This window comes from Haliscomenobacter sp. (assembly GCF_040403615.1).
In the GTDB taxonomy this organism is placed as follows: Bacteria; Bacteroidota; Bacteroidia; order Chitinophagales; family Saprospiraceae; genus Haliscomenobacter.
This window is the reverse complement of record NZ_JBBAKG010000083.1, coordinates 1,401-21,746: the sequence shown is the minus strand read 5'-3', so window position 1 is coordinate 21,746 and position 20,346 is coordinate 1,401. Positions and strand designations below refer to the sequence as shown.

Genomic DNA, 20,346 nt, shown 5'->3' with positions numbered 1-20,346 from the left:
GTTTGCTGAATACAAACAGGCACGGTTACTTCGGCGATTTTATCGATGCGGGGCTTCCAAAAGGCATCGGTGATTTGCACCTGGGAAAATTTGACTGGCGCTAAATTGGCAAATTTGCTTTGGCCAAAAAGCGAAGGCGTTGCCAAACTGAGCAACACTAAAAAAGGGCAAACAATGGTATTTCTCATGTCTCTTTGCGATTTGAAATGATTAGTATGACGCAAAAAATCGGGAAGTAATTTTTCTGCGTTCCATAGACTTGGTCTGACAAGTAAACAAAATAAAGTGGGACGAACAATATTTTAACCTGAATTATCGCCGTCCATGCAACAGTCTATTATCTTTGACCCGAAATCCTTGCACCTTATGGCTCAGATTGCTGTATTTCCCGGGTCTTTCGATCCCATCACCACTGGTCACGTTGATTTGGTGCGTCGTGCCCTCCCGCTTTTTGACAAAGTCATCGTGGCCGTTGGGGTCAATACCCAGAAACAATCCTTGTTTACGTTGGAGCAACGCCTGAAATGGATCAATTCCGTTTTTGAGGAAGAGCCCAAAGTCGAAGTCGGGTTTTTTGAAAACCTTACCGCTGATTTTTGCCGAAAAATTGGGGCCAAGTACCTTTTGCGGGGCTTGCGCAATGCCTCGGATTTTGACTATGAAAAAACGATTTCTCAACTCAACTTCATCATTGGAGACGAATTGGAGACCATTTTCTTGATCAGCCAGCCTGCTTTTTCCCACATCAGTTCGACCATAGTGCGGGAAATCATCAAGGGTGGGGGAGATGCTTCACCTTTTGTGCCTGAACAACTGAACATCAAGGCATTTTTAGAGACAAACTAAAAGAATTGCCCTGCGATCTTCCTGCTTGAACAACCAAATTACCAAATATGTCTGACGCATTTTTTAAACTGCCCAAAGCCACCAACGAACCGGTACTGAGTTATGCACCCGGTTCAGCAGAAAAAACTGCCCTCAAAGCCAAGTTGGCCGAAATGAAAGGGCAAACCATTGAAATCCCCCAAACCATTGGCGGAAAAAAAATAATGGAAGGCGAAAAGATTGCCATTCGTCCTCCACACGAGCACAAACACATTTTGGGCTACTATTACAAAGGCGGCACCCAGCACGTACACCAGGCCATTGAGGCTGCTCTGGCTGCTAAACCAGCTTGGGAAGCCATGTCCTGGGAAGCGCGCGCGGCTATTTTCCTCAAAGCTGCCGACCTGTTGGCCGGACCTTACCGCGCCAAAATGAATGCGTCTACCATGCTGGGGCAATCTAAAAATGCTTACCAATCCGAGATCGATGCGGTAGCGGAATTGTGCGATTTTTTCCGTTTCAATGCCGAATACCTGATTCAGATTTACAGCGAGCAACCTCAAAGCCCGGCATTGACCTGGAACCGCATGGAATACCGCGCCTTGGAAGGTTTTGTGTTTGCCATTACACCGTTCAATTTTACGTCGATTGCTGGCAACTTGCCAGCTGCACCTGCTTTGATGGGCAATACCGTGATCTGGAAACCTGCCGAAACACAAATCTATTCTGCGGCAGTGATCATGGAAATATTTGAAGAAGCCGGCTTGCCAGATGGGGTGATTAACCTCTTGCTGGTGGATGGCCCGATTGCGGGAGACATCATCTTTTCCCACGCTGATTTTGCCGGATTGCACTTTACCGGAAGCACCAAGGTATTTCAGAGCATGTGGACCACTATTGGCAAAAACATCAGCAAGTACAAGTCATATCCTCGCATTGTGGGCGAAACGGGCGGCAAGGATTTTATCCTGGCGCACCCATCTGCCGATCCCAAAGCGCTTGCCGTAGCCATGGTTCGCGGTGCTTTTGAATTTCAGGGTCAAAAATGCTCCGCAGCTTCGCGGGTTTACGTTCCGCAAAGCATTTGGCCCGCGGTAAAAGAAATGGCCGTTGCGATGGTGAAGGACATGAAAATGGGTTCACCAGAAGATTTCCGCAATTTCATCACTGCCGTGATCGACGAACGGGCTTTTGACAAAATCTCAAACTACATCGTATTGGCGCGGGATGCCAAAGATGCAGAAATCATTGCTGGGGGCAAGTACGATAAAACTGTGGGCTACTTCATCGAACCTACAATGGTGGTAGTGACTGATCCGAAACACCGCCTATTGGAAGAAGAAATCTTCGGCCCGGTATTGACCATTTACGTTTACGAAGATGCCCAATTTGAAGACATCCTGAAGTTGGTGGATTCCACTTCCCCATATGCCCTGACGGGAGCGATTTTTGCACGGGAGCGCGGCGTCATTCAGGCCATGTCCAAGGCTTTGCGCAATGCAGCGGGCAATTTCTACATCAATGATAAACCAACCGGTGCAGTTGTTGGCCAGCAGCCATTTGGGGGCGCGCGTGCATCCGGTACGAATGACAAGGCCGGATCGGTGTGGAATTTGTTGCGGTGGGTATCGCCCCGTGCCATGAAAGAGAATTTTAATCCCCCGGTGGATTATACATACCCGTTTATGGGCGAATCGTAGGGGCGTCCCTACGTGGGCGCCTCCACCACAAACCACGAAGTGGTGCTGTGGAAAGAACGGCGGAGGGCAACCACGTAGGGCAACCACGTAGGGTTGCCCCGACGGATTGCCCCGACAACAAAAAAAATGAAAAACGACCTGCAAGAATTGATCCTGGAAACACCCCGCTTATGGCTGGTGGCCTGCTCCATTCCACTCTACGAAGCAATCCTGCGGAATGACAATGAGATCGGCAGCTACCTGGGCATAGTGGTCAAACCCGGTTGGACGGAGTTTGGGGATGAACCGAGTGTGTATTCAATGGAAAGGGTGCGGGTCAATCTTGAAGAGGAAAACTGGTGGCAATACCTGGTGGTACACCGGGAAGAGAACTTATTGATTGGTGCGGGAGGCTTCAAAGGTGCTCCTAATCGTTTTGGAGTGGTTGAAATCGGCTATGAGATCATGCCTGACTACCGAAACCGGGGCTATGCCACTGAGTTCGCAAAGGGTCTAATCGAATATGCTTTTTCGCAAGATGCGGTCAAAATTGTCAAAGCCCATACTCTGGCAGTCGCCAATGCCTCGACTCATGTTCTCAAAAAAAGCGGTATGAACTTCATCGATGAGTTGTTTGATACAGACGAAGGCACCATTTGGCAGTGGCGTATGGAGCGGCCTGCGTGATGACCATTGTCTAATAAAAGAGAAATTCAGACGAATCCATTCAAAGCTACAATACACCAATAAATGCCACTTGTACACGAATCTACCTACCCTGGGCCACCGCGTTATCAACTGAATGGCCATTTTCAGACCATTCTACCTGCTCTGACCCGCAAAATTGAGCAGGTCAATTATGAGCGAGAGCGACTGGAATTGGCGGATGGCGATTTTGTAGACCTGGACTGGCTGGATGCGCAAAGCCAGGAATTGGTCATCTTATCACATGGCCTCGAAGGGAGTACTGATCGTGTTTACATGAAAGCCGCTGCTCAATTTTTTTTTGAACAGGGAATGGATTTATTGGGCTGGAATTGTCGCTCGTGTAGCGGAGAGATGAACAGGAAAATGCGCCTCTACAATCATGGCGAAATCGATGATTTTGGACAGGTCATCGCACATGCACTGCGCAGAAAACCGTATCAAAAAATCCATTTGATCGGCTACAGCATGGGCGGCAGTATCTTGCTCAAGTATTTAGGGGTACACGGCAAAAACATTCCTGAACCCATCAAAACCGGGATTGCATTTTCTTCTCCCTGTGACCTCAAAGGCAGCATTCAAACCCTGGAATTGTCTTCCAACTGGTTTTATCGCCGAAAATTTTTCAACAGCCTGCGCAAAAAAATTGAGGCAAAAGCACTGCAATTTCCCGGTCAAATCGATCTTTCCAAATTTGAGCAAATCAGAACCTGGCGCGATTTTGACGAGTTTTATTCAGCGCCGATCAATGGCTACAAGAGTGCGGAGGATTTTTATTGGCAGGCTTCTGCACAGAATTTTGTAGCAGGGATTCAAATTCCAGCCCTGTTGTGCAATGCCCAAAACGATCCTTTGCTGACACCTTCCTGCTCACCCAAAGCATTGGCAGATCAGCATCCGTATTTTTTTGTGGAAACACCCAGAAATGGCGGCCACGTAGGTTTTGCCATCAAGAAACAATCCGGGCCATTTTATTGGTTGGAACACCGCGCCATGGAATTCATCAAGGCACATGCACACTAACTTTGGGGGGAAAACGGTATTTGGTACCCAATTCGAGGGAAGTATACAGTAGGTCATTCCATCCTTTTTGCACCCCACCGAAAAGTTGCCAGCGGCTATTCAGATCCAACTGACCATTGAAGCTGAGTGCGAGTGGCCGGTCACCATTGTTGAGGTATCCGGTATAACCACGAAACGAGGGACTCAGAGACCAGTTTTTGCTTGCAAAACTCAGTCCTAAACCAAAAAGTGGTGCATCATCCTGATTTTGTGCATTTTGATTGATCTGCCAAACGAAGATGCCAGCCATACCATTGATTCCAACCTTCAAAGGGCCATCCAGTATTTTTTTTCCAAAAGATAAATCCAAATAATATCCGGTTGCATCGGTGTAACGGGCCATGCCCACCATATTGGAAGAAGGAAAACGATAGCCGATGCGCAAGGCCAAATCGATGCGGTTTTTTTCGGCTTTCAACAATTGAACGATGGTATGCAAATACACGTCCCCACTGGCCCAGCGTCGATTGTAAAAAACATGGAAGGTCTTGCGTTCGGTTTTGATGGCGTGCGACATGGTGTAGTATTCCGCAGGTACCCAATACAATTCAAAACCAATTACATCCGGTACGAGATTGAAGGTGCCGTACAAAGCCAGGTTGTGGGTCACATCGCCTGTGCTGAAATGGCTATTGCCCGAAAATCCAAAGGAACGTTCGTTGGACACTCTACCGTTGAATACTTTGGGAATGGGAAGGGCATTGGGTCCAAGATAACGTTGTGAACGCACGATGTAATCTCCCCAAAACCGCTGACCATCCCAACCTACGTTGTTGGCCCACCAGTAGTGATCTTGCGCAAAGGACAAAAGGGGCAAGGCCAACAAGAACAAGATTGAAAGGCTTAGGCTTGGGTTGATGGATTTGTCCATCACCATTACGCCTTTTTCAGAATGTAAATGATTGAACTGGCGTTTTTCGGGCGATTGAGGCTTTTTAATAAGGAACGCAAACCGCTCAATGCCCCTAAGGGTAAGGCCAAAATGCCACTGCCCCGGTATTTTTCACTCAAAAGGGAGACGTAAAAAGGATCTAATGGCATGCCTTTCATTCCTACTACTTTGAAGCCCGATTCTTCGGCCAGATTGGTCAAGGTTTTGGGAGAAAAATGCCACAAGTGCCGGGGAACGTCGTATGCTGCCCAATGACCAGCATATTTGCGGCCATCGAGGGATTGGTAATTGGGTACAGCAATCATCAACACGCCATCGGCTTCCAATGCTTCGTGCAAGCGGCGGAGGTACAATTTGGGATCATAAACGTGTTCCAAAACGTGCCACATGCTGATGACGCCAAATTTGCCAGGGAGAGCGCCTGCTTCCAGTTCGGCAGGTGGGCGTACGTCCAGGCCGAATTGCTCGATGCCAAAATTGCGCGCTCCTTCATCCACCTCAATGCCCAATACATCGTAGCCTTGGGTACGCATGTGGTTCATAAAGTAACCCGTGCCACAGCCTACGTCCAGCAAGCGTTTTTGAGAACTTAGGCTTTGTACCAGTTGCTGTTTGCTGCGGAGCATGTACTCCCGCGCCGCATGATACAGGCGATTGATGATCCCTTTCTTGGTGTTGCTGTGCGAAATGTAGTTTTCGCTCTGATAGTAACGCCCAATCTGTTCGGGAGCGGGTATTTCCTGGGTGAAGCGGAGGCCGCAGTTGTGGCAATCGAATAAATCAAAAGCTTCACCAGAGATGGAATAATCACGAGTTGCCAGAGCTTTTTCGATGTCGTAGCTACCGCAAATCGGACACTGCTTGTAAAGAATTGTACGCATATATTGACAATAAAAAAGACACCAGTATGCAATTACAACTGATGTCTATAATCTTAAGATCACAACAAAAAAAGTATACTGAAAATACTTTGGGGTAAAGTTAGGAAAAAATTCAGGTTGTTTAGGGTTTTAAGATGGGGGTTTTTAAACTTAAATTCGTACCTGTCGCAACTGATCCACTACTATCGGCCTCAAACGGCGGGCAGCATCGAGGATCAAGATGGCATCATCTGGGAAATTGCTGGGTCGATTGCCAATGCGACTGCGGGTTTGGTTACTTAGGGCGCGTTCATCCCCTCTAAAAGTGGCGGCATAATTTTCCCAGAATGCCTCCGCGCCAAGGGGACGAGAATCGATCACCGAACCAGTGCGCAGATCAAAAAGTTCCAACTGGCCATTCAGACGTGCGCCTTTTTGTTGGTAAACTTCAGTGATCAATGCCCTCAGCGTGACCTTATTGGGGTATTTGATGTCGTTGCCAGCGGTATCTTTTTTCACGTTGCCCCGAGTGTCGTATTCATATACCCAGCCATCCTGGATTTGGTTTTGCTCTTCGTACTGGCGTTCGCGTTGGGTGCCAGGACTTACTTGCACATCGCGCAACATCAGGGTAGCTTTCACATCATAATCGATGTTGGATTGGCGGGTATTGTGGAATACTCTCCAGTTGTCGTTGAGATCCCGAAAGCTGATATCCGTCAATTCGCGGTCAAATCCAATCGGAAGAATTACAGGAGCGCGGTTTTCGACATCTACCAGAATGAAGGTAGTACCCAGGTGCTGGGCTTCCCGCTTTAAGGTTTCAACATCGCGGTAACTGGTATAGTATTCCTTGATCCGGCCCAATTCATCGTAAGCACGGCGAGCGGGAGTTTTGTTTTTGCTGCTGCGGGCATCTTCCAACCAGTTGATGGCACGGTCGTAGTTGTATTTTGCCGCATTTTCGCGGGCTTCGGCCAGCAGGCCATCTGCGCGTACGAAGCGGAAAGACGCCTTGTAGCCACGGCGATCCACCAATGGAATCAGAGGCTCTACCAATTGTTGACGGCGCAGGATGCGTTGGTAAGTATCGAATATTTTGGGCCAGGATTCGGCGTGCAAATCCGTTTTCATACGCTCTACAGCGTCCATATCCCGGGTGGTGGCTTTTTCAAAAGCAAATTCAACGGTGCGAACGAGCTCTTCATTCTTGCGGTCTTTGCCCGCCAGGCGGTTTACGCTGCGCTCAAGCGCTTGGTCGTAGTCGCCAATTTCGGCCAATTTCACTGGAGAAGCGCAAGAAATGACAAGTAATGCCAATGCAGAAATAATCGTGGTGCTGGAAATAATGTGCGTGGGTTTCATGGCCTTGTGTTTTGAGCTTGTAATACCTCAAAAATACTATACACATGAATGCCAATGCACTATGAAAAGGTTAAGGCTGAATTGTTAAAAAGTTAAATTGTGTGAAACTGGTTAAATTGTGTTAATATTTTCATTCGGATTTCAGCAGTCAGGTAATTGGATGCTCAATTATTCCGCCCAAATCATCGCCAAATGCACGATTGTTTCCACGGCCTTTTGCATGTCTTGTACCGATACCCATTCCTGCTTGGAATGGAAAGCATGTTCTCCCGCAAAAATATTAGGACAAGGCAAGCCCATGTACGAAAGTCGGGAACCATCGGTTCCGCCGCGTACGCTGGAAGGAATGGGCTCAATCCCCGCCCGGCAGATGGCCTTTAGGGCGAATTCACTGACTTGGGGATATTGATCCAAGACCTTTTTCATGTTGCGGTATTGCTCCTGGAATTGCAACTCAAAACGGGAATTGGGGTAGTTTTTCAAGACATCAATTACCACTTGCTGCAAAAAAGCCTCGTGCGCAGCCAAACCTTCATCGGTAAAATCACGGATGATGAAATGAATTACCACTTTTTCGGCAATGCCTTCGATGCCAACAGGATGAATGAAACCACCACGGCCTTCTACGGCTTCAGGTGTAAGATGATCTTTTGGTAAGCTGGCCAGTACATCTCCGGCAATTTTGAGGGCGCTCTCCATTTTGCCTTTGGCAAAACCAGGATGTGCGCTTACCCCATAAATGCTGAGTACTGCTCCATCTGCGCTAAAGGTCTCGTCTTCAAAAGCACCGAGGTTTTCGCCATCGATGGTGTAACCAAAGTCGGCCCCTAGTTTGTTGATGTCAACTTTCTCTACCCCACGTCCCACTTCTTCGTCGGGGGTAAACAGGATTTTGAGGGTGCCGTGGGGTATTTCTGGATGTTGCAGCAAGTAATGGGCAGCGTCCATGATTTCGGCTACGCCCGCTTTGTTGTCAGCACCCAAAAGGGTAAGGCCGCTGGCGGTTACAATGTCATTCCCCATTTGTTGGGCCAAATTGGGATGGTCTTTTAAGCGAATCACCACCGTTGGGTCATCAGGAAGCACCAAATCGCGCCCATCATAATTGGGGTGTACCAAGGGTTTGACGTGGGTACCGCTGCTGTCGGGCGAAGTATCCATGTGTGAGCAAAAACAGATCACCGGTACTGCTTTATCCAGGGTAGCAGGAATGGTGGCATAAACATAACCGTGTTCGTCCATGTGTGCATCCGTTGCTCCGATGCTTTGAAGTTCTGCCGCCAAGAGTCTTGCCAGGTCTTTTTGTTTTTCCGTGGAGGGAAAACTGGTGGAATGGGGATCCGATTGGGTATCGATTTGAACGTAGCGCAAAAATCGCTCCAGAACGGTATGTTGAATGGGTGGCAGCATTTTTTGATGCAAAAATAGAATTTGTACCCTATAGAAATCAGAAAAACTGCAAATTTTAAAGATATTTGGTGCATCCCTCTGAATAATCGCCAATCCTCCTTGCAAACCTTCTTTCGTACTTCGACATTTGCAGCAAGAAAACGCAAATAGTCATTTTCTTCACCAAAACCTGATTCAACGAGATGAAAAATCAATCCTTACTGCTATTGGCCTTTGTAGCTTTGGTTTCCTGGAGTTGCGGTACCAGTTCCACCATGCTGGAAGTACTCCAACCATCGCAAATTGTATTGCCTGAAAACATCAAAGTACTGGCTTTGATTGACCGAAGCAAACCAGAAAAGGGCTTTGCCAACTTTATTGAAGGTGCTTTCTCTGGGGAAGATTTTGGCCAGGATCGCGAAGGCCGCCGTTTGGCCTTACAAAACCTGACCACTACCCTGACCCGTACGCCAACCTTGCAAATCAAGGGAACTGGAGTTGAATATACGGGCAGCAAAAATGGCAAGCAGATGTTGCCACCACTCAATTGGAACGAGATTCAGTCTGTTTGCGACAAGTACGGCGCTAATGCAGTCATTGCCCTTGAGTCTTTTGATTCCTCTTCTGACATATCCTATAGCCAATCGAGTTATAAATCCAAGCAAAAAGATGGCACTGAAATCATCAAATACACCCACACAGCCAGGCGGAATGTTAGGTTGTATATGGGTTGGCGGGTTTACGATCCAAAAATCAGGGTGGTAGTGGATGAAAACACCATTCAGGAGTATGTAGAAAACACGGGAACTGGAAACACCCAAGACAATGCCCGCAATAATTTGCGTTCTCAGCTGAGCGTAGTACGGGAATTATCGGCCAAGGCGGGTGACTCTTATGGCAAAAGAATCGCGCCAGTTTATGTCAATGTGAGCCGAACGTATTACAATACCGCCAAAGGTGCAGATAAAGACGCCATGGAACAGGCACACCGCCTCACCCAGGCCAACAAATGGGAAGAAGCTGCCGATATCTGGAATGACTTGCTCAGCAATGCACGTGACCCCAAAACCAAAGGGAAAGCGGCCCACAATATAGCCCTGGCATTGGAGCGAAACGGCAACCTGAAAGGAGCTGAAGACTGGGCGAGTAAAGCTTTTACGCAATATGGCAACAAAGTTTCCCAGGGTTATGTGAACGTCATCCAGCAAAGGATTTCTGATCAGGCACGATTGGATTACCAGTTGAAAAAAGTAAAACCCTAGTACTTGTCTACAACTTGTGCTCATTATTCAAATTGAGCACAAGCTGTTATTGGGGTAAATCCTGATTGAACCGATCTTTGGGTAAAAACTCTTTTGGGGTAGGATCACCTTCTTCAAACATCACCCGCATTTTGTATTTGGAACCGAGTGAGCCAATGAGTGGACCCATCATGGTATTGAGTACTTCGCGGGCTTGAACTTTGGCTTTGTCCATGGCATCGGCATTCAAGGCATCGCGGCGGAATTCTTCACGCAGTACATTGAAGGCTTTGTTGAGGTCATCGCTTTTGATTTCGCGCAGCCAACCGATGCTCAAGCGATCCATTTTGGGGTACACTTCGTGCGAAAGGATGATGGGCTCTGGCAAAGTAATGGTGACGAGTTTACTCTTGCTGTTGAGTTTGATGTCGAAATAATCATCTAGTTTAAAACCAATCTTCAGGATGCTGATGGCGGTGATTTCTACATCGGTGGAAGACACCGAGAAGCCCCAGACTTTGGTTTGGAATTGTTTGGTCAAGCCTTTTTTATCCCGAATCTCGTAAGTGGCCAATTCTGACACCACTTTCTCCACGCGCTGTTGCAATAAGCCATGCGATCGCCCGAAATCTTCAACAGCAGCACGTTCTTCGATCTTTTTCATGAGAGGAGCCAATGCTTCAGTAAGGGCAATTCCGCAGGGCGTATCTACTTTTTTGCCTTTGGCATAAAAAGCTCCATCTTTCATAGGAATCAGACCGCCCATGACGTTGTTTACCAAGTAGCAAGTGTATTTTGCAGCTACTTCATACCAAATCTGGGCAGCATTTTTGAACCCATTGTCGTACCAGGTTTGGTACAGTGCGCTGGTGGTGTCTTTGATCGACAAAAAATCGTCGTAATACAAGTTGCGCAAATATTCGTGGTGCTTGTCGTATTCTTCTGGCAAGCGCCTTTTGATGGATTCACTCAAGCCCATTCGATTGGCAGTATGGTTGAGAATGGCCATGTTCATATCGTATACCATCTGACCAAACTCCCGACGGTACCGTTTGGGGTTGGTCAAAATAGCCAGAGCATCCTGCTCGTCGATGTCGAAATTAAAATCTGCAGGAAGGTAGTTGAGTTGGAACTCCTTGGGGACGGTCGTGAAATCTTTACCTACTCCCTTACTTGGCAAGTACTTATAGGCAATCAGTCCAAACAGCGCAATGACCAGAACGGCCAAAAAAGTTTGGCTGATGCGCAAACGGGAATCTACACCTTCAGACATACAATTGGTTTTCGGTCAAAAGTAATAAATTTGCGTGTGCTCCTCAAAATCGATTTTCATGTTGAATCCACAAACTACCCTGAATTGCGCTGGCCGACTTTTGAATCTGGACAAACCAGTAATTATGGGCATCATCAATGTTACGCCAGATAGTTTCTATGCTGGGAGCAGATTTATGGAGTTGGACGACATTTTGCGGCAAGCAGAAATAATGTTGACCGATGGCGCTCAAATTCTGGATGTAGGAGGCATGTCCTCGCGTCCTGGTGCGACCATCATCACTGCTGAAGAGGAAGTACAACGCATTGCTCCAGTGATTGACGCATTGGTAAAGCATTTCCCAAGCGCGATCGTTTCTGTAGACACCATATATGGCCACACCGCCAAGGTGTCTAAAGATCTTGGCGCAAGCATCATCAACGATGTATCGGCAGGACGACTTGATGCTACGATGTACCCGATCGTGGCAGAGCTAGGCCTTCCCTATATCCTCATGCACATGCAAGGGATGCCAGGAACCATGCAAACCAACCCCGCATACACGGATGTAGTGACGGAAGTTCTAGATTTTTTCATTGCTGAAGTGGGGAAATTGAGAGCGTTGGGCGTTAAAGACATTGTGCTCGACCCAGGATTTGGGTTTGGAAAAACCATTGCCCACAATTACCAGTTGTTGAATAGTTTGCACATTTTTCAGGTTCTCGATGCGCCAGTTTTGGCTGGGTTGTCTCGCAAATCAATGATTTATAAGTTATTGAAAACTAAGCCAGAAGAAGCACTCAACGGCACTTCGGTGCTGCACATGGTTGCTCTTCAACAGGGTGCAAAACTCTTGCGGGTGCATGACGTAAAACCTGCAATGGAAGTGATCAAACTGTGGGAAATGCTTGAAAATGAATCGTGAATTGTATTATATGTCATTATTTTTTTTAACTTGTTTGTGGAACTATATGTTAAAAAAAATTATCTTACGGTTAGAATAGATTATTTTTGCAAAGTGAAGTTATTATGCTTGTTGAGATGTAGGGCATATTGGGTCAAAAATGACTTTTGACCTGAATTAGAGTCTACATTGAAATGACAAGTTTATTGATAATTATATCACCATGAATACTATGATCCAAAAACTATGCATCTTTCTATCGGCATGTCTGATAGGAATCTCCCTCCATGCCCAAGTGCCTACCCTTACAGGTTTTACTCCCACTTCAGGGCCAATTGGAACCACGGTGACCTTAACAGGAACCAACTTCAACACGACCGCAGCCAACAACATTGTTTACTTCGGTTCCGTAAAAGCAACAGTCAGTACCGCTACCAGCACTTCTCTTACCGCAACTGTACCGCTTGGTGCAAACTACCAGCCAATCACTGTTTTGAATACCACAAGTGGGCGGCGCGCAGCTACTACTCGGCCATTTAAAGTGACATTTAGTACAGGATTGCCTATCAATTCGACATCTTTTGCGGCAAAACTGGATTCCGTTACCTCAACGCGACCAAACGGAATTGCTTCAGGAGATCTGAACGGAGATGGCAAAGTTGATTTGATCATTTCCAACTCAATTTCTAGTTCAGTCAACGTGTACCGCAATACAAGTAGTGGAAGTACAATCTCTTTTGCCAAAAGAGTTGACCTGACCACTTTATCCGGATTAACTGGGGTAGCAGTTGATGATTTAGATGGAGACGGAAAACTGGATATTGCCGCTACGAATCTTTCCTCGAATAAAATTTCCATATTCAGAAATACAACCAGTGGGAGTGAACTGAGTTTCGCGGCTAAAGTTGACTCAAGCTCGGGTAGTACTACTCAGGCAATTGCCATAGGTGACCTGGACGGAGATGGGAAACCAGAAATTGCGGTAGTAAATTCTTCTGGACATACAGTTTCAGTTTTGCGCAACACCAGTTCAGTTGGTACGCTTTCTTTTGCCGCTAGAGTCACCTTTCCAACCGATCTTCAACCTTATAGCATTGCTATTGGCGATGTTGATGGCGACGGGAAGTTTGATCTGGTATCTTGCAACGCGAATGGGGGAAATATATCGGTATTGCGCAATACCAACACAACAATCGGAACGTTGTCTTTTGCCGCCAAGGTAGACTTCGCTGCAGGAGGTTTTCCTTTTTGGGCAAAACTCGGCGACATGGATGGCGATGATAAACTGGACGTAGTGGTTGTTGATCAAGGGGCAAATAAAGTTTCTGTCCTGCGCAACACCAGTAGCAGCGGAATCCCCAGTTTTGCTACTAAAGTTGATTTCACCGCAGGTACAACGCCTCGACGAGTGTCTTTGGCAGATCTGGATGGCGATGGAAAGCCAGAAATGGTGGTGTCTAATTTGGATGCCTATACGCTGTCTATTTTTAAAAACAACAGCACTTCGGGAACGCTGAGCTTTGACAATAAAGTAGATTTTACAACAGGGTCAGGAGCGGTTAACTTAGGCCCACTGGAGAGTAATTTGGGAGACCTAAATGGCGACGGAAAACCTGAAATTGCAGTGGTCAATCAAGGCCAGAACTCCGTTTCTTTCTTCCGAAACACCCTTGTTCTCCCTTCAACTTTTACCTCCTTCAGTCCCATTTCTGGTCGCACTGGTGATACCATTTTGATCACTGGTACCAACCTTAGCGGAGTGACCAAAGTAGCCTTTGGGGATTCGTTGGCCAGTTTTATCAGAATAGTTTCTGCTACTCAGGTCAAAGCGGTAGTGGGCAAAGGTGCAAGTGGGGATGTAGATGTTTTTGTACCAGGGGATACCCTTAGCTTACCCAATTTTACCTTCGTATCCTGTGTGAATCCTATTTTGAAAATTTCTGTTAGCCCCAATGACACCATTTGTAAAGGAACAAATGTGACTTTCATGGCGACTGCCATGAACAAAGGCAACAGTGTGAGCTACCAATGGCGGCGCAACCGCAAAAATATAGGTACCAATAGCCCCATGTTTTCTATCGACTCCCTTTCCAATCTGGACACCATCAATTGCCTATTGATTGATACTTGTGGAACGATTTTCAGGGTAAGCAGTGATACCATTGTAATGGTGGTGAATACTCCACCGGTTTTGACCAGTACCTTAACTCCGCCTGCTGCTTGCAGTGGAACAATATTTACTTATACCCCAACATTTAGCCGACCAGCTACAACCTATCGTTGGAGACGGAAGGCAGTGCGCGGTATTAGTAACCAGCTTGCTACGGGGACTGGTAACATTAGTGAAACCCTTACGGATACTACCGCCAGCCCGGTCACGGTCACCTATGAATTTTTCAACCTCGTAGCAAATGGTTGTACCAAAACGGATACATTTCGAGTTACCGTAGTGGTTAATCCTAGGCCGATCTTTACCAGCTCTACGTTAGCAATCATGCAATGCAGTGGCGTAGCCTTTACTTATACCCCTACCAGTTCGGTCAACAATACTACCATCAGTTGGAGCAGAGCATTGGTGAATGGGGTGAGCAATTCGGGCAATACGGGAATTGGCGCCATCAGCGAAACACTCAACAACACTAACAATGCACCTGTCAATGTAGTCTATGTATTTAACCTGACCGCCAACGGATGCGTTAACCCGAATCCTGTAAACCTTACGGTTACTATTAAGCCCATTCCAGCGTTGAATAGTACGACTGCGCCTCCCGCAATTTGTAGTGGAAATGCTTTCAATTACATTCCAACTGGGACGATTTCGGGAACCAAATTTAGTTGGACCCGTGCGGCTGTAGCCGGAATAAGCAATGCTGCAAAAACCGATACGGGTAGGGTCAGCGAAACATTGATCAATACTACTCAAAATGCCATCAATGTAATTTACCAATACACTGCCTTATTGAACGGTTGTACCAGCCCCAATCCTGTAAACGTAACAGTTAGCGTCAAACCCAGTCCTGTCTTGACCAGTACAACGAATCCGCCCGCAATATGCAGTGGAACTGCTTTCACCTATACTCCGGTCAGCTCTAATGTAAATGCAACCTTTACTTGGACAAGAGCGGCAGTTAGCGGATTGAGCAATATTGCCGGAAATGGTTCAGCGGGTATCAATGAGACCTTAACCAGTATCTCTAGCGACACCGTAAGTGTTGTGTATGCCTATACCGTAACTGCCAATGGATGTTCCAATTCAAGCCCGACCTTGGTTACCGTGAAGGTAAAACCAAGGCCAACCCTGAGTAGTTCGCTCACGCCTCCAGGTATCTGTAGCGGCAATACGGTGAATTATGTTCCAACCAGTTTAACCAAAGGAACCATCTTTAGCTGGACTCGAAGTGCAATTAACGGGATTAGCAACACTGCCGCAGTTGGAACAGGAAATCCGAATGAAATGCTGACCAATACTGCTTCAACTACCATCAATGTGGTATATTCTTACAGCTTGAGCGCAAATGGATGCAGTAACCCATCTCCAGCCTTAGTGACCATTCCGGTCAGTTTGGTACCAACGCTTAGTAGTATTACCACGCCACCAAGTATTTGTAGTGGTACTGTTTTTAGTTATACTCCAAGTAGTGCTGCTGAAGGAACGATCTTTAGTTGGAAAAGAGGACGTACAGAAGGTATAGTCAATGACACGGCGGTTGGCAATGGCAATCCCAATGAAATTTTGACCAGTAACAGTCTATCCATTGTCAATGTATCTTACAGCTATAAATTGACGCTCAATGGGTGTACGAATCCACAAACCTACAATGTAACTGTTGGAGTCAAACCAGCTCCGACTTTAAACAGTTCTCAGGCTCCTCCCGCCATTTGTAGTGGTACGGTATTTAGTTATACCCCCACCAGTGCTGCATCTGGAGCCAGTTTTTCCTGGACACGAAGCGCTGTAAATGGGATTTCCAACCCGGCAAGTAGTGGAGTGGGTAACCTAAATGAAACGCTGGTCAATACCACTAATTCATCCATCTTTGTTCCTTACTTTTTTACAATAAGTGCTGGTGGATGTACCAATCCTGTTCCTCGAAGTGTTCAGATTGAAATTAAGCCAACTCCACGTTTGAGCAATACAACAGTTGAACCCATTTGTAGTGGAACATTGTTGAGTTACACGCCATCGAGTACGGTATCAGGTACTACACTTTCCTGGACTCGTGCTGCAATAGAAGGGATCAACAATGCAGCCGCAGTTGGAACCAATGGAATCAATGAAATTTTGGTCAATACACAACCGGTTCCCCTTACTGTAAATTATCAATACAGTTTGACCGCCAATGGTTGCTCGCCATCAACTCCCATTACGGTCAGTATAATCGTCAACCCACAGCCAACATTAAGCAGCACCCTTACCCCACCTGATATTTGTACGGGAACAACCTTTAGTTATCTTCCCAAAAGTAGTACTCCGGGTACTACTTTCACTTGGTCGCGTGCAGCGGTAACAAACATCAGTACCCCTGCTGCTACAGGTACCGGCAACCCTGCTGAAACGTTGACGAGTACTGCCAATGTCCCCATTAAGGTGATTTATGCCTACCGACTGAATACGACCACTTGTAGTAATTCTGATGCTTTCAATGTTGAGGTATTCGTAAATCCCTTGCCTACATTGAACAGTACAACCAGTCCTTCAGCCATTTGTAGCGGCACGGTTTTTAGTTATACCCCCACCAGTCCAGTGGCCAATACCCGATTCAGTTGGAGTCGAGCCACCACAACTGGTATTATTAATTCAGCGGCAAGTGGCAATTCAAACCCCAATGAAACTTTAACCAACACCACTGCTGCTCCAATTACGGTTTCTTACGTGTATACCCTAAGCTTGAATGATTGTACAAACCCAACAACCTATACGGTAAGAGTAACCGTAAATCCTCAACCTAAATTGACTTCTACCTTGACTCCACCTGCCATTTGCAGTGGAACCACTTTGGCATATACCCCGAGCAGCAATATTTCAGGTACAAGTTTCACTTGGAGTCGATCGGTAGTCAGTGGCATCAACAATGCAGGGGGAAGTGGTACTGGAAATCCCAATGAAACCCTGGTTAATACCACGGCTTCTCCAATCAATGTGACGTATGCATATACTTTGACAAGCAGTACCTGTACCAGTACCAACAATAATGTGGTGGTTGTAGTGAACCCGATTCCAACCTTGAGTTCAGCGTTAACCCTTGAAGCGAGTTGCAGTGGATCCAGTTTTAGCTATACCCCCAACAGTGCAACAAGCGGTACTGTTTTTACCTGGTCAAGAGCAGGGGTAGAGGGCATCAGCAACGAAGCAGCTGTAGGAACTGGTTCGATCAGCGAAAACCTCAACAATACGGGTAATACCACGCTAACGGTGGCTTATAGCTATACCCTGGCGGCCAATGGTTGCAGCAACCCGGCTTCATTTACGGTCACCAAAGCAATCAACCCTTTGCCTAAACTGACAAGTAGCCTTATTTCAACGACTTTATGCAGTGGAACGCCATTTACGTATGCGCCTTCTAGCACCTTGCCCAATACCAATTTTACCTGGACGCGCAGGGCGGTGACAGGTATCAGCAACCCAGCTTTGAGCGGAACTGGCAACCTGAACGAAACGCTGATCAATACCACTGGAAGTGCGTTGGTGGTGAATTACATTTATACCCTTACTGCGAATACCTGTACCAATCCAAGTACTTACGAAATCCCGGTAACTGTGAATGCCAAACCTCAATTGGTGATCACTAACCCGACGCCAAGGTGTACAACTTTGGTCGATTTGCGGCAAAGTGCAGTTACGGCTGGTTCAACAGCAGGGTTGACCCTGACTTACTGGAAAGATGCCGCTGCCACCCAAAGTTTAGCTACTCCTCAGTCTACCGACGCTGGAGTGTATTACATCAAAGGCACCAATGCCGTAACGGGATGTTTTGACATCAAACCAGTTACGGTGGTCGTTGGTAGAATACCGGATGCGGTTGCTTCGGATCGGTCCATATGCAGCGGTATATCTGCCGGAATTACCGTCCTGAATCCCAATGCAGCACCGGGAGCTACCTTCAATTGGACGGCTACTTATGGCAACGTTCAAAAAAGAGCAGGAAGTGGCAAGGCTGTCAAATTTGGTGCGAATGCCATCAATGAGCAATTGATCAACTTGACCCGCTCACGCACGGATGTGGTATATACGATCACTCCCATTGGTTCTCAATTGGCGGGTTGTGAAGGCACACCGATTACTGTTACCGTAAAGGTCAACCAAATTGGCCAATGCCCGGAAGCGGAACCAACAGCCTTCAGTGAAATCATTGCGCACAATACTGCTCCGCTGACCAAAGTGAACATGGTGAAACCCAAAAATCGGAAAAAGTACCTGGTGTTGTTCGTCAGCAATCCAGACAGTGTAGGCGGAGTGAGTAAGGCTCCATATACTCGTAAACGGGGATCAACTTTTGAAGAAAACCTGTTGCAAAACAAACGCAAGGTTTCAGCAGTCGTGGTTTATACCATCGTACCCTACACCAATGGCCGCAACTTGCGCGACAACAATGGCACCAAAGACGATGTTTTGGGTACCTCCTTCGAGGTTGCCGTTACAGTCAAACCGGCACCGGGTCTGATCAGTGGAGAGGACAAGCCTGAAATTGATGCTTTTGTACCAGGGGTGAGTAAACTACAGTATACCGGAAAGCTGTCAAAGTTGGTTCCAGTTCCGCAAGTTACAGAATCCATCAGTCCGGTACTTTTGGATGAAATGTTGGAGGTCACACAAGTCCAGCAAGCGGATCGGGCGGTTTTGTTGCAAAACGTTCCTAACCCATTTGAAGGCAGTACTCAGATTGGATTCTACCTCCCAGATGCTGCCGATGCCCGTTTGACGGTTCGGGATGTAAAAGGGGCAGTATTGTACCAAATCAAAGGAAGTTATGCCAAAGGTTGGAATGTATTGGAGCTAAACTCCGGGGTACTTCCTTCATCTGGTGTGCTGTATTACAGCCTGGAAACGGCCAAGTTTGTGGAAACCAAACGGATGCTGTTGGTGAAGCGATAAATGGATATCGATTCTCAAAATAAAAAACGCCTGCATTTGATGTAAATGCAGGCGTTTGTGTTTTGCAGAGAGGAAGGGATTCGAACCCTCGATACCTTGCGGTATATACGCTTTCCAGGCGTACCTCTTCAACCACTCGAGCACCTCTCTGTATGTGCTGATTTCTAAAGTGCGGCAAATTTACAGTCTTAATACGGGTTTTTCAATAAAAGTTCCATTTTTTTATTTGTTGAAGAGTTTCAATGCATTTGCAGTGGTAATTTGGGCTACTTCTTCTATGGAAACACCGTAGATTTGGGCCAATTTTTCGGCTACTTTAACGATGTAAGCACTTTCGTTGCGCTTGCCTCTAAACGGGGTAGGAGCGAGGTACGGCGCATCGGTTTCGAGTACCAGGTGTTTTAGTTCAATTTGATCCAGTGCCACATCCACCCCGGATTTTTTAAAAGTCAACACCCCTCCGATGCCGAGCAGAAAACCCATTTCGATGGCAGCCTCTGCTTGTTGAACAGAACCTGAGAAACAGTGGAAAATGCCTCTTAGGCGCTCATGCCGCACGGGTCGGAGCAGCTCAAGGATCAAATCCATTGAATCCCGGGAATGGATAACAATGGGCAAATCGTATTGTTTGGCCCATTCAACCTGGGTCAAAAAAGCTTCTTCTTGTTCGTGGATATGGGTTTTGTCCCAGTACAAATCGATCCCAATTTCGCCAATGGCGGGAAAGGAGCGTTTTTCCAGCCAGGACTTGACCAGCGCCAATTCCTCTTGGAAATTGTCTTTGACATAGCAAGGGTGCAGCCCCATCATGGGCAGGCATTGGCCCGGATACGCCGCTTCCAATTGCAGCATGCCTTCAATGGAAGTACTATCGATGTTGGGCAAATACAGGTGTGTAAGCCCTGCATCAAATGCCCGTTGAATCATTTCTGGTCGGTCTTCTTTGAATTCCTCTGCGTACAAATGGGCGTGGGTATCAATTAGCTGCATGGTTTCTCTTTTTCGGCGGCAAAGGTAGGCATTTGAAGAATCCAAATCCAATTCAACCCTGTTTTTATCAAAGATGTTTTGTATTCTTG

Annotated in this window: 14 protein-coding genes and 1 tRNA gene; 7 read left to right on the top strand and 8 right to left on the bottom strand. The window is 46.8% G+C overall.

The window, feature by feature from the left end; translation table 11 throughout:
• A partial coding sequence (locus tag ABW391_RS21540; protein ID WP_353483988.1) for a hypothetical protein occupies positions 1-188 on the bottom strand: 188 nt, incomplete at its 3' end.
• A 178-nt stretch (positions 189-366) separates the two neighbouring features.
• On the opposite strand from ABW391_RS21540, the gene coaD reads away from it, so the two are divergent.
• The 4 genes from coaD to ABW391_RS21520 all read left to right on the top strand — a co-directional run bounded on the left by coaD (position 367) and on the right by ABW391_RS21520 (position 4,232).
• Positions 367-846: a pantetheine-phosphate adenylyltransferase gene (gene coaD / locus ABW391_RS21535; protein WP_353483983.1), complete on the top strand. Its 480-nt coding sequence runs from the start codon at positions 367-369 to the stop codon at positions 844-846.
• Positions 847-893: 47 nt separating this feature from the next.
• Entirely contained in the window at positions 894-2,525 is a 1,632-nt protein-coding gene (gene pruA, locus ABW391_RS21530; RefSeq protein ID WP_353483982.1) for an L-glutamate gamma-semialdehyde dehydrogenase, read from the top strand.
• Between the two features lie 126 nt (positions 2,526-2,651).
• On the top strand, positions 2,652-3,191 hold the full coding sequence (locus ABW391_RS21525) for a GNAT family N-acetyltransferase (RefSeq protein ID WP_353483981.1): 540 nt from the start codon (positions 2,652-2,654) through the stop codon (positions 3,189-3,191).
• Between the two features lie 63 nt (positions 3,192-3,254).
• On the top strand, positions 3,255-4,232 hold the full coding sequence (locus tag ABW391_RS21520; protein WP_353483980.1) for a YheT family hydrolase: 978 nt from the start codon (positions 3,255-3,257) through the stop codon (positions 4,230-4,232).
• Here the strand turns inward: ABW391_RS21520 and ABW391_RS21515 are convergent.
• From ABW391_RS21515 to pepT, 4 genes are all read right to left on the bottom strand, one after another.
• Positions 4,213-5,142 carry a hypothetical protein gene (locus ABW391_RS21515; protein WP_353483979.1) on the bottom strand — a complete coding sequence of 310 codons (930 nt, stop codon included), beginning with the start codon at positions 5,140-5,142 and terminating at the stop codon, positions 4,213-4,215. The genes ABW391_RS21520 and ABW391_RS21515 overlap by 20 nt on opposite strands.
• A 5-nt stretch (positions 5,143-5,147) precedes the next feature.
• Positions 5,148-6,044 carry a class I SAM-dependent methyltransferase gene (locus ABW391_RS21510; RefSeq protein WP_353483978.1) on the bottom strand — a complete coding sequence of 299 codons (897 nt, stop codon included), beginning with the start codon at positions 6,042-6,044 and terminating at the stop codon, positions 5,148-5,150.
• A 150-nt stretch (positions 6,045-6,194) separates the two neighbouring features.
• On the bottom strand, positions 6,195-7,388 hold the full coding sequence (locus tag ABW391_RS21505) for a hypothetical protein (RefSeq protein ID WP_353483977.1): 1,194 nt from the start codon (positions 7,386-7,388) through the stop codon (positions 6,195-6,197).
• 168 nt (positions 7,389-7,556) lie between these two features.
• Complete coding sequence (pepT, locus tag ABW391_RS21500; RefSeq protein ID WP_353483976.1) at positions 7,557-8,798, bottom strand: peptidase T; 1,242 nt, start codon at positions 8,796-8,798, stop codon at positions 7,557-7,559.
• 182 nt (positions 8,799-8,980) lie between these two features.
• Between pepT and ABW391_RS21495 the strand changes: the two genes are divergently transcribed.
• Entirely contained in the window at positions 8,981-10,039 is a 1,059-nt protein-coding gene (locus ABW391_RS21495; protein WP_353483975.1) for a DUF6340 family protein, read from the top strand.
• A gap of 46 nt (positions 10,040-10,085) precedes the next feature.
• On the opposite strand, the gene ABW391_RS21490 is transcribed toward ABW391_RS21495, so the two are convergent.
• The gene (locus ABW391_RS21490; protein ID WP_353483974.1) at positions 10,086-11,291 is read right to left on the bottom strand and encodes a DUF4230 domain-containing protein; all 1,206 of its coding nucleotides are present in this window, start codon (positions 11,289-11,291) and stop codon (positions 10,086-10,088) included.
• 58 nt (positions 11,292-11,349) lie between these two features.
• Here ABW391_RS21490 and folP point away from each other — a divergent pair, with 58 nt between their 5' ends.
• On the top strand, positions 11,350-12,195 hold the full coding sequence (gene folP, locus ABW391_RS21485; protein WP_353483973.1) for a dihydropteroate synthase: 846 nt from the start codon (positions 11,350-11,352) through the stop codon (positions 12,193-12,195).
• Positions 12,196-12,397: 202 nt separating this feature from the next.
• The gene (locus ABW391_RS21480; protein WP_353483972.1) at positions 12,398-19,267 is read left to right on the top strand and encodes a PKD-like domain-containing protein; all 6,870 of its coding nucleotides are present in this window, start codon (positions 12,398-12,400) and stop codon (positions 19,265-19,267) included.
• A gap of 65 nt (positions 19,268-19,332) precedes the next feature.
• On the opposite strand, the gene ABW391_RS21475 is transcribed toward ABW391_RS21480, so the two are convergent.
• A tRNA-Ser gene (locus tag ABW391_RS21475) sits at positions 19,333-19,417 on the bottom strand.
• 72 nt (positions 19,418-19,489) lie between these two features.
• A complete protein-coding gene (locus ABW391_RS21470) occupies positions 19,490-20,194 on the bottom strand; it encodes a TatD family hydrolase (protein ID WP_353483987.1) in 705 nt (234 codons plus the stop codon).
• Positions 20,195-20,346 lie beyond the last annotated feature (152 nt).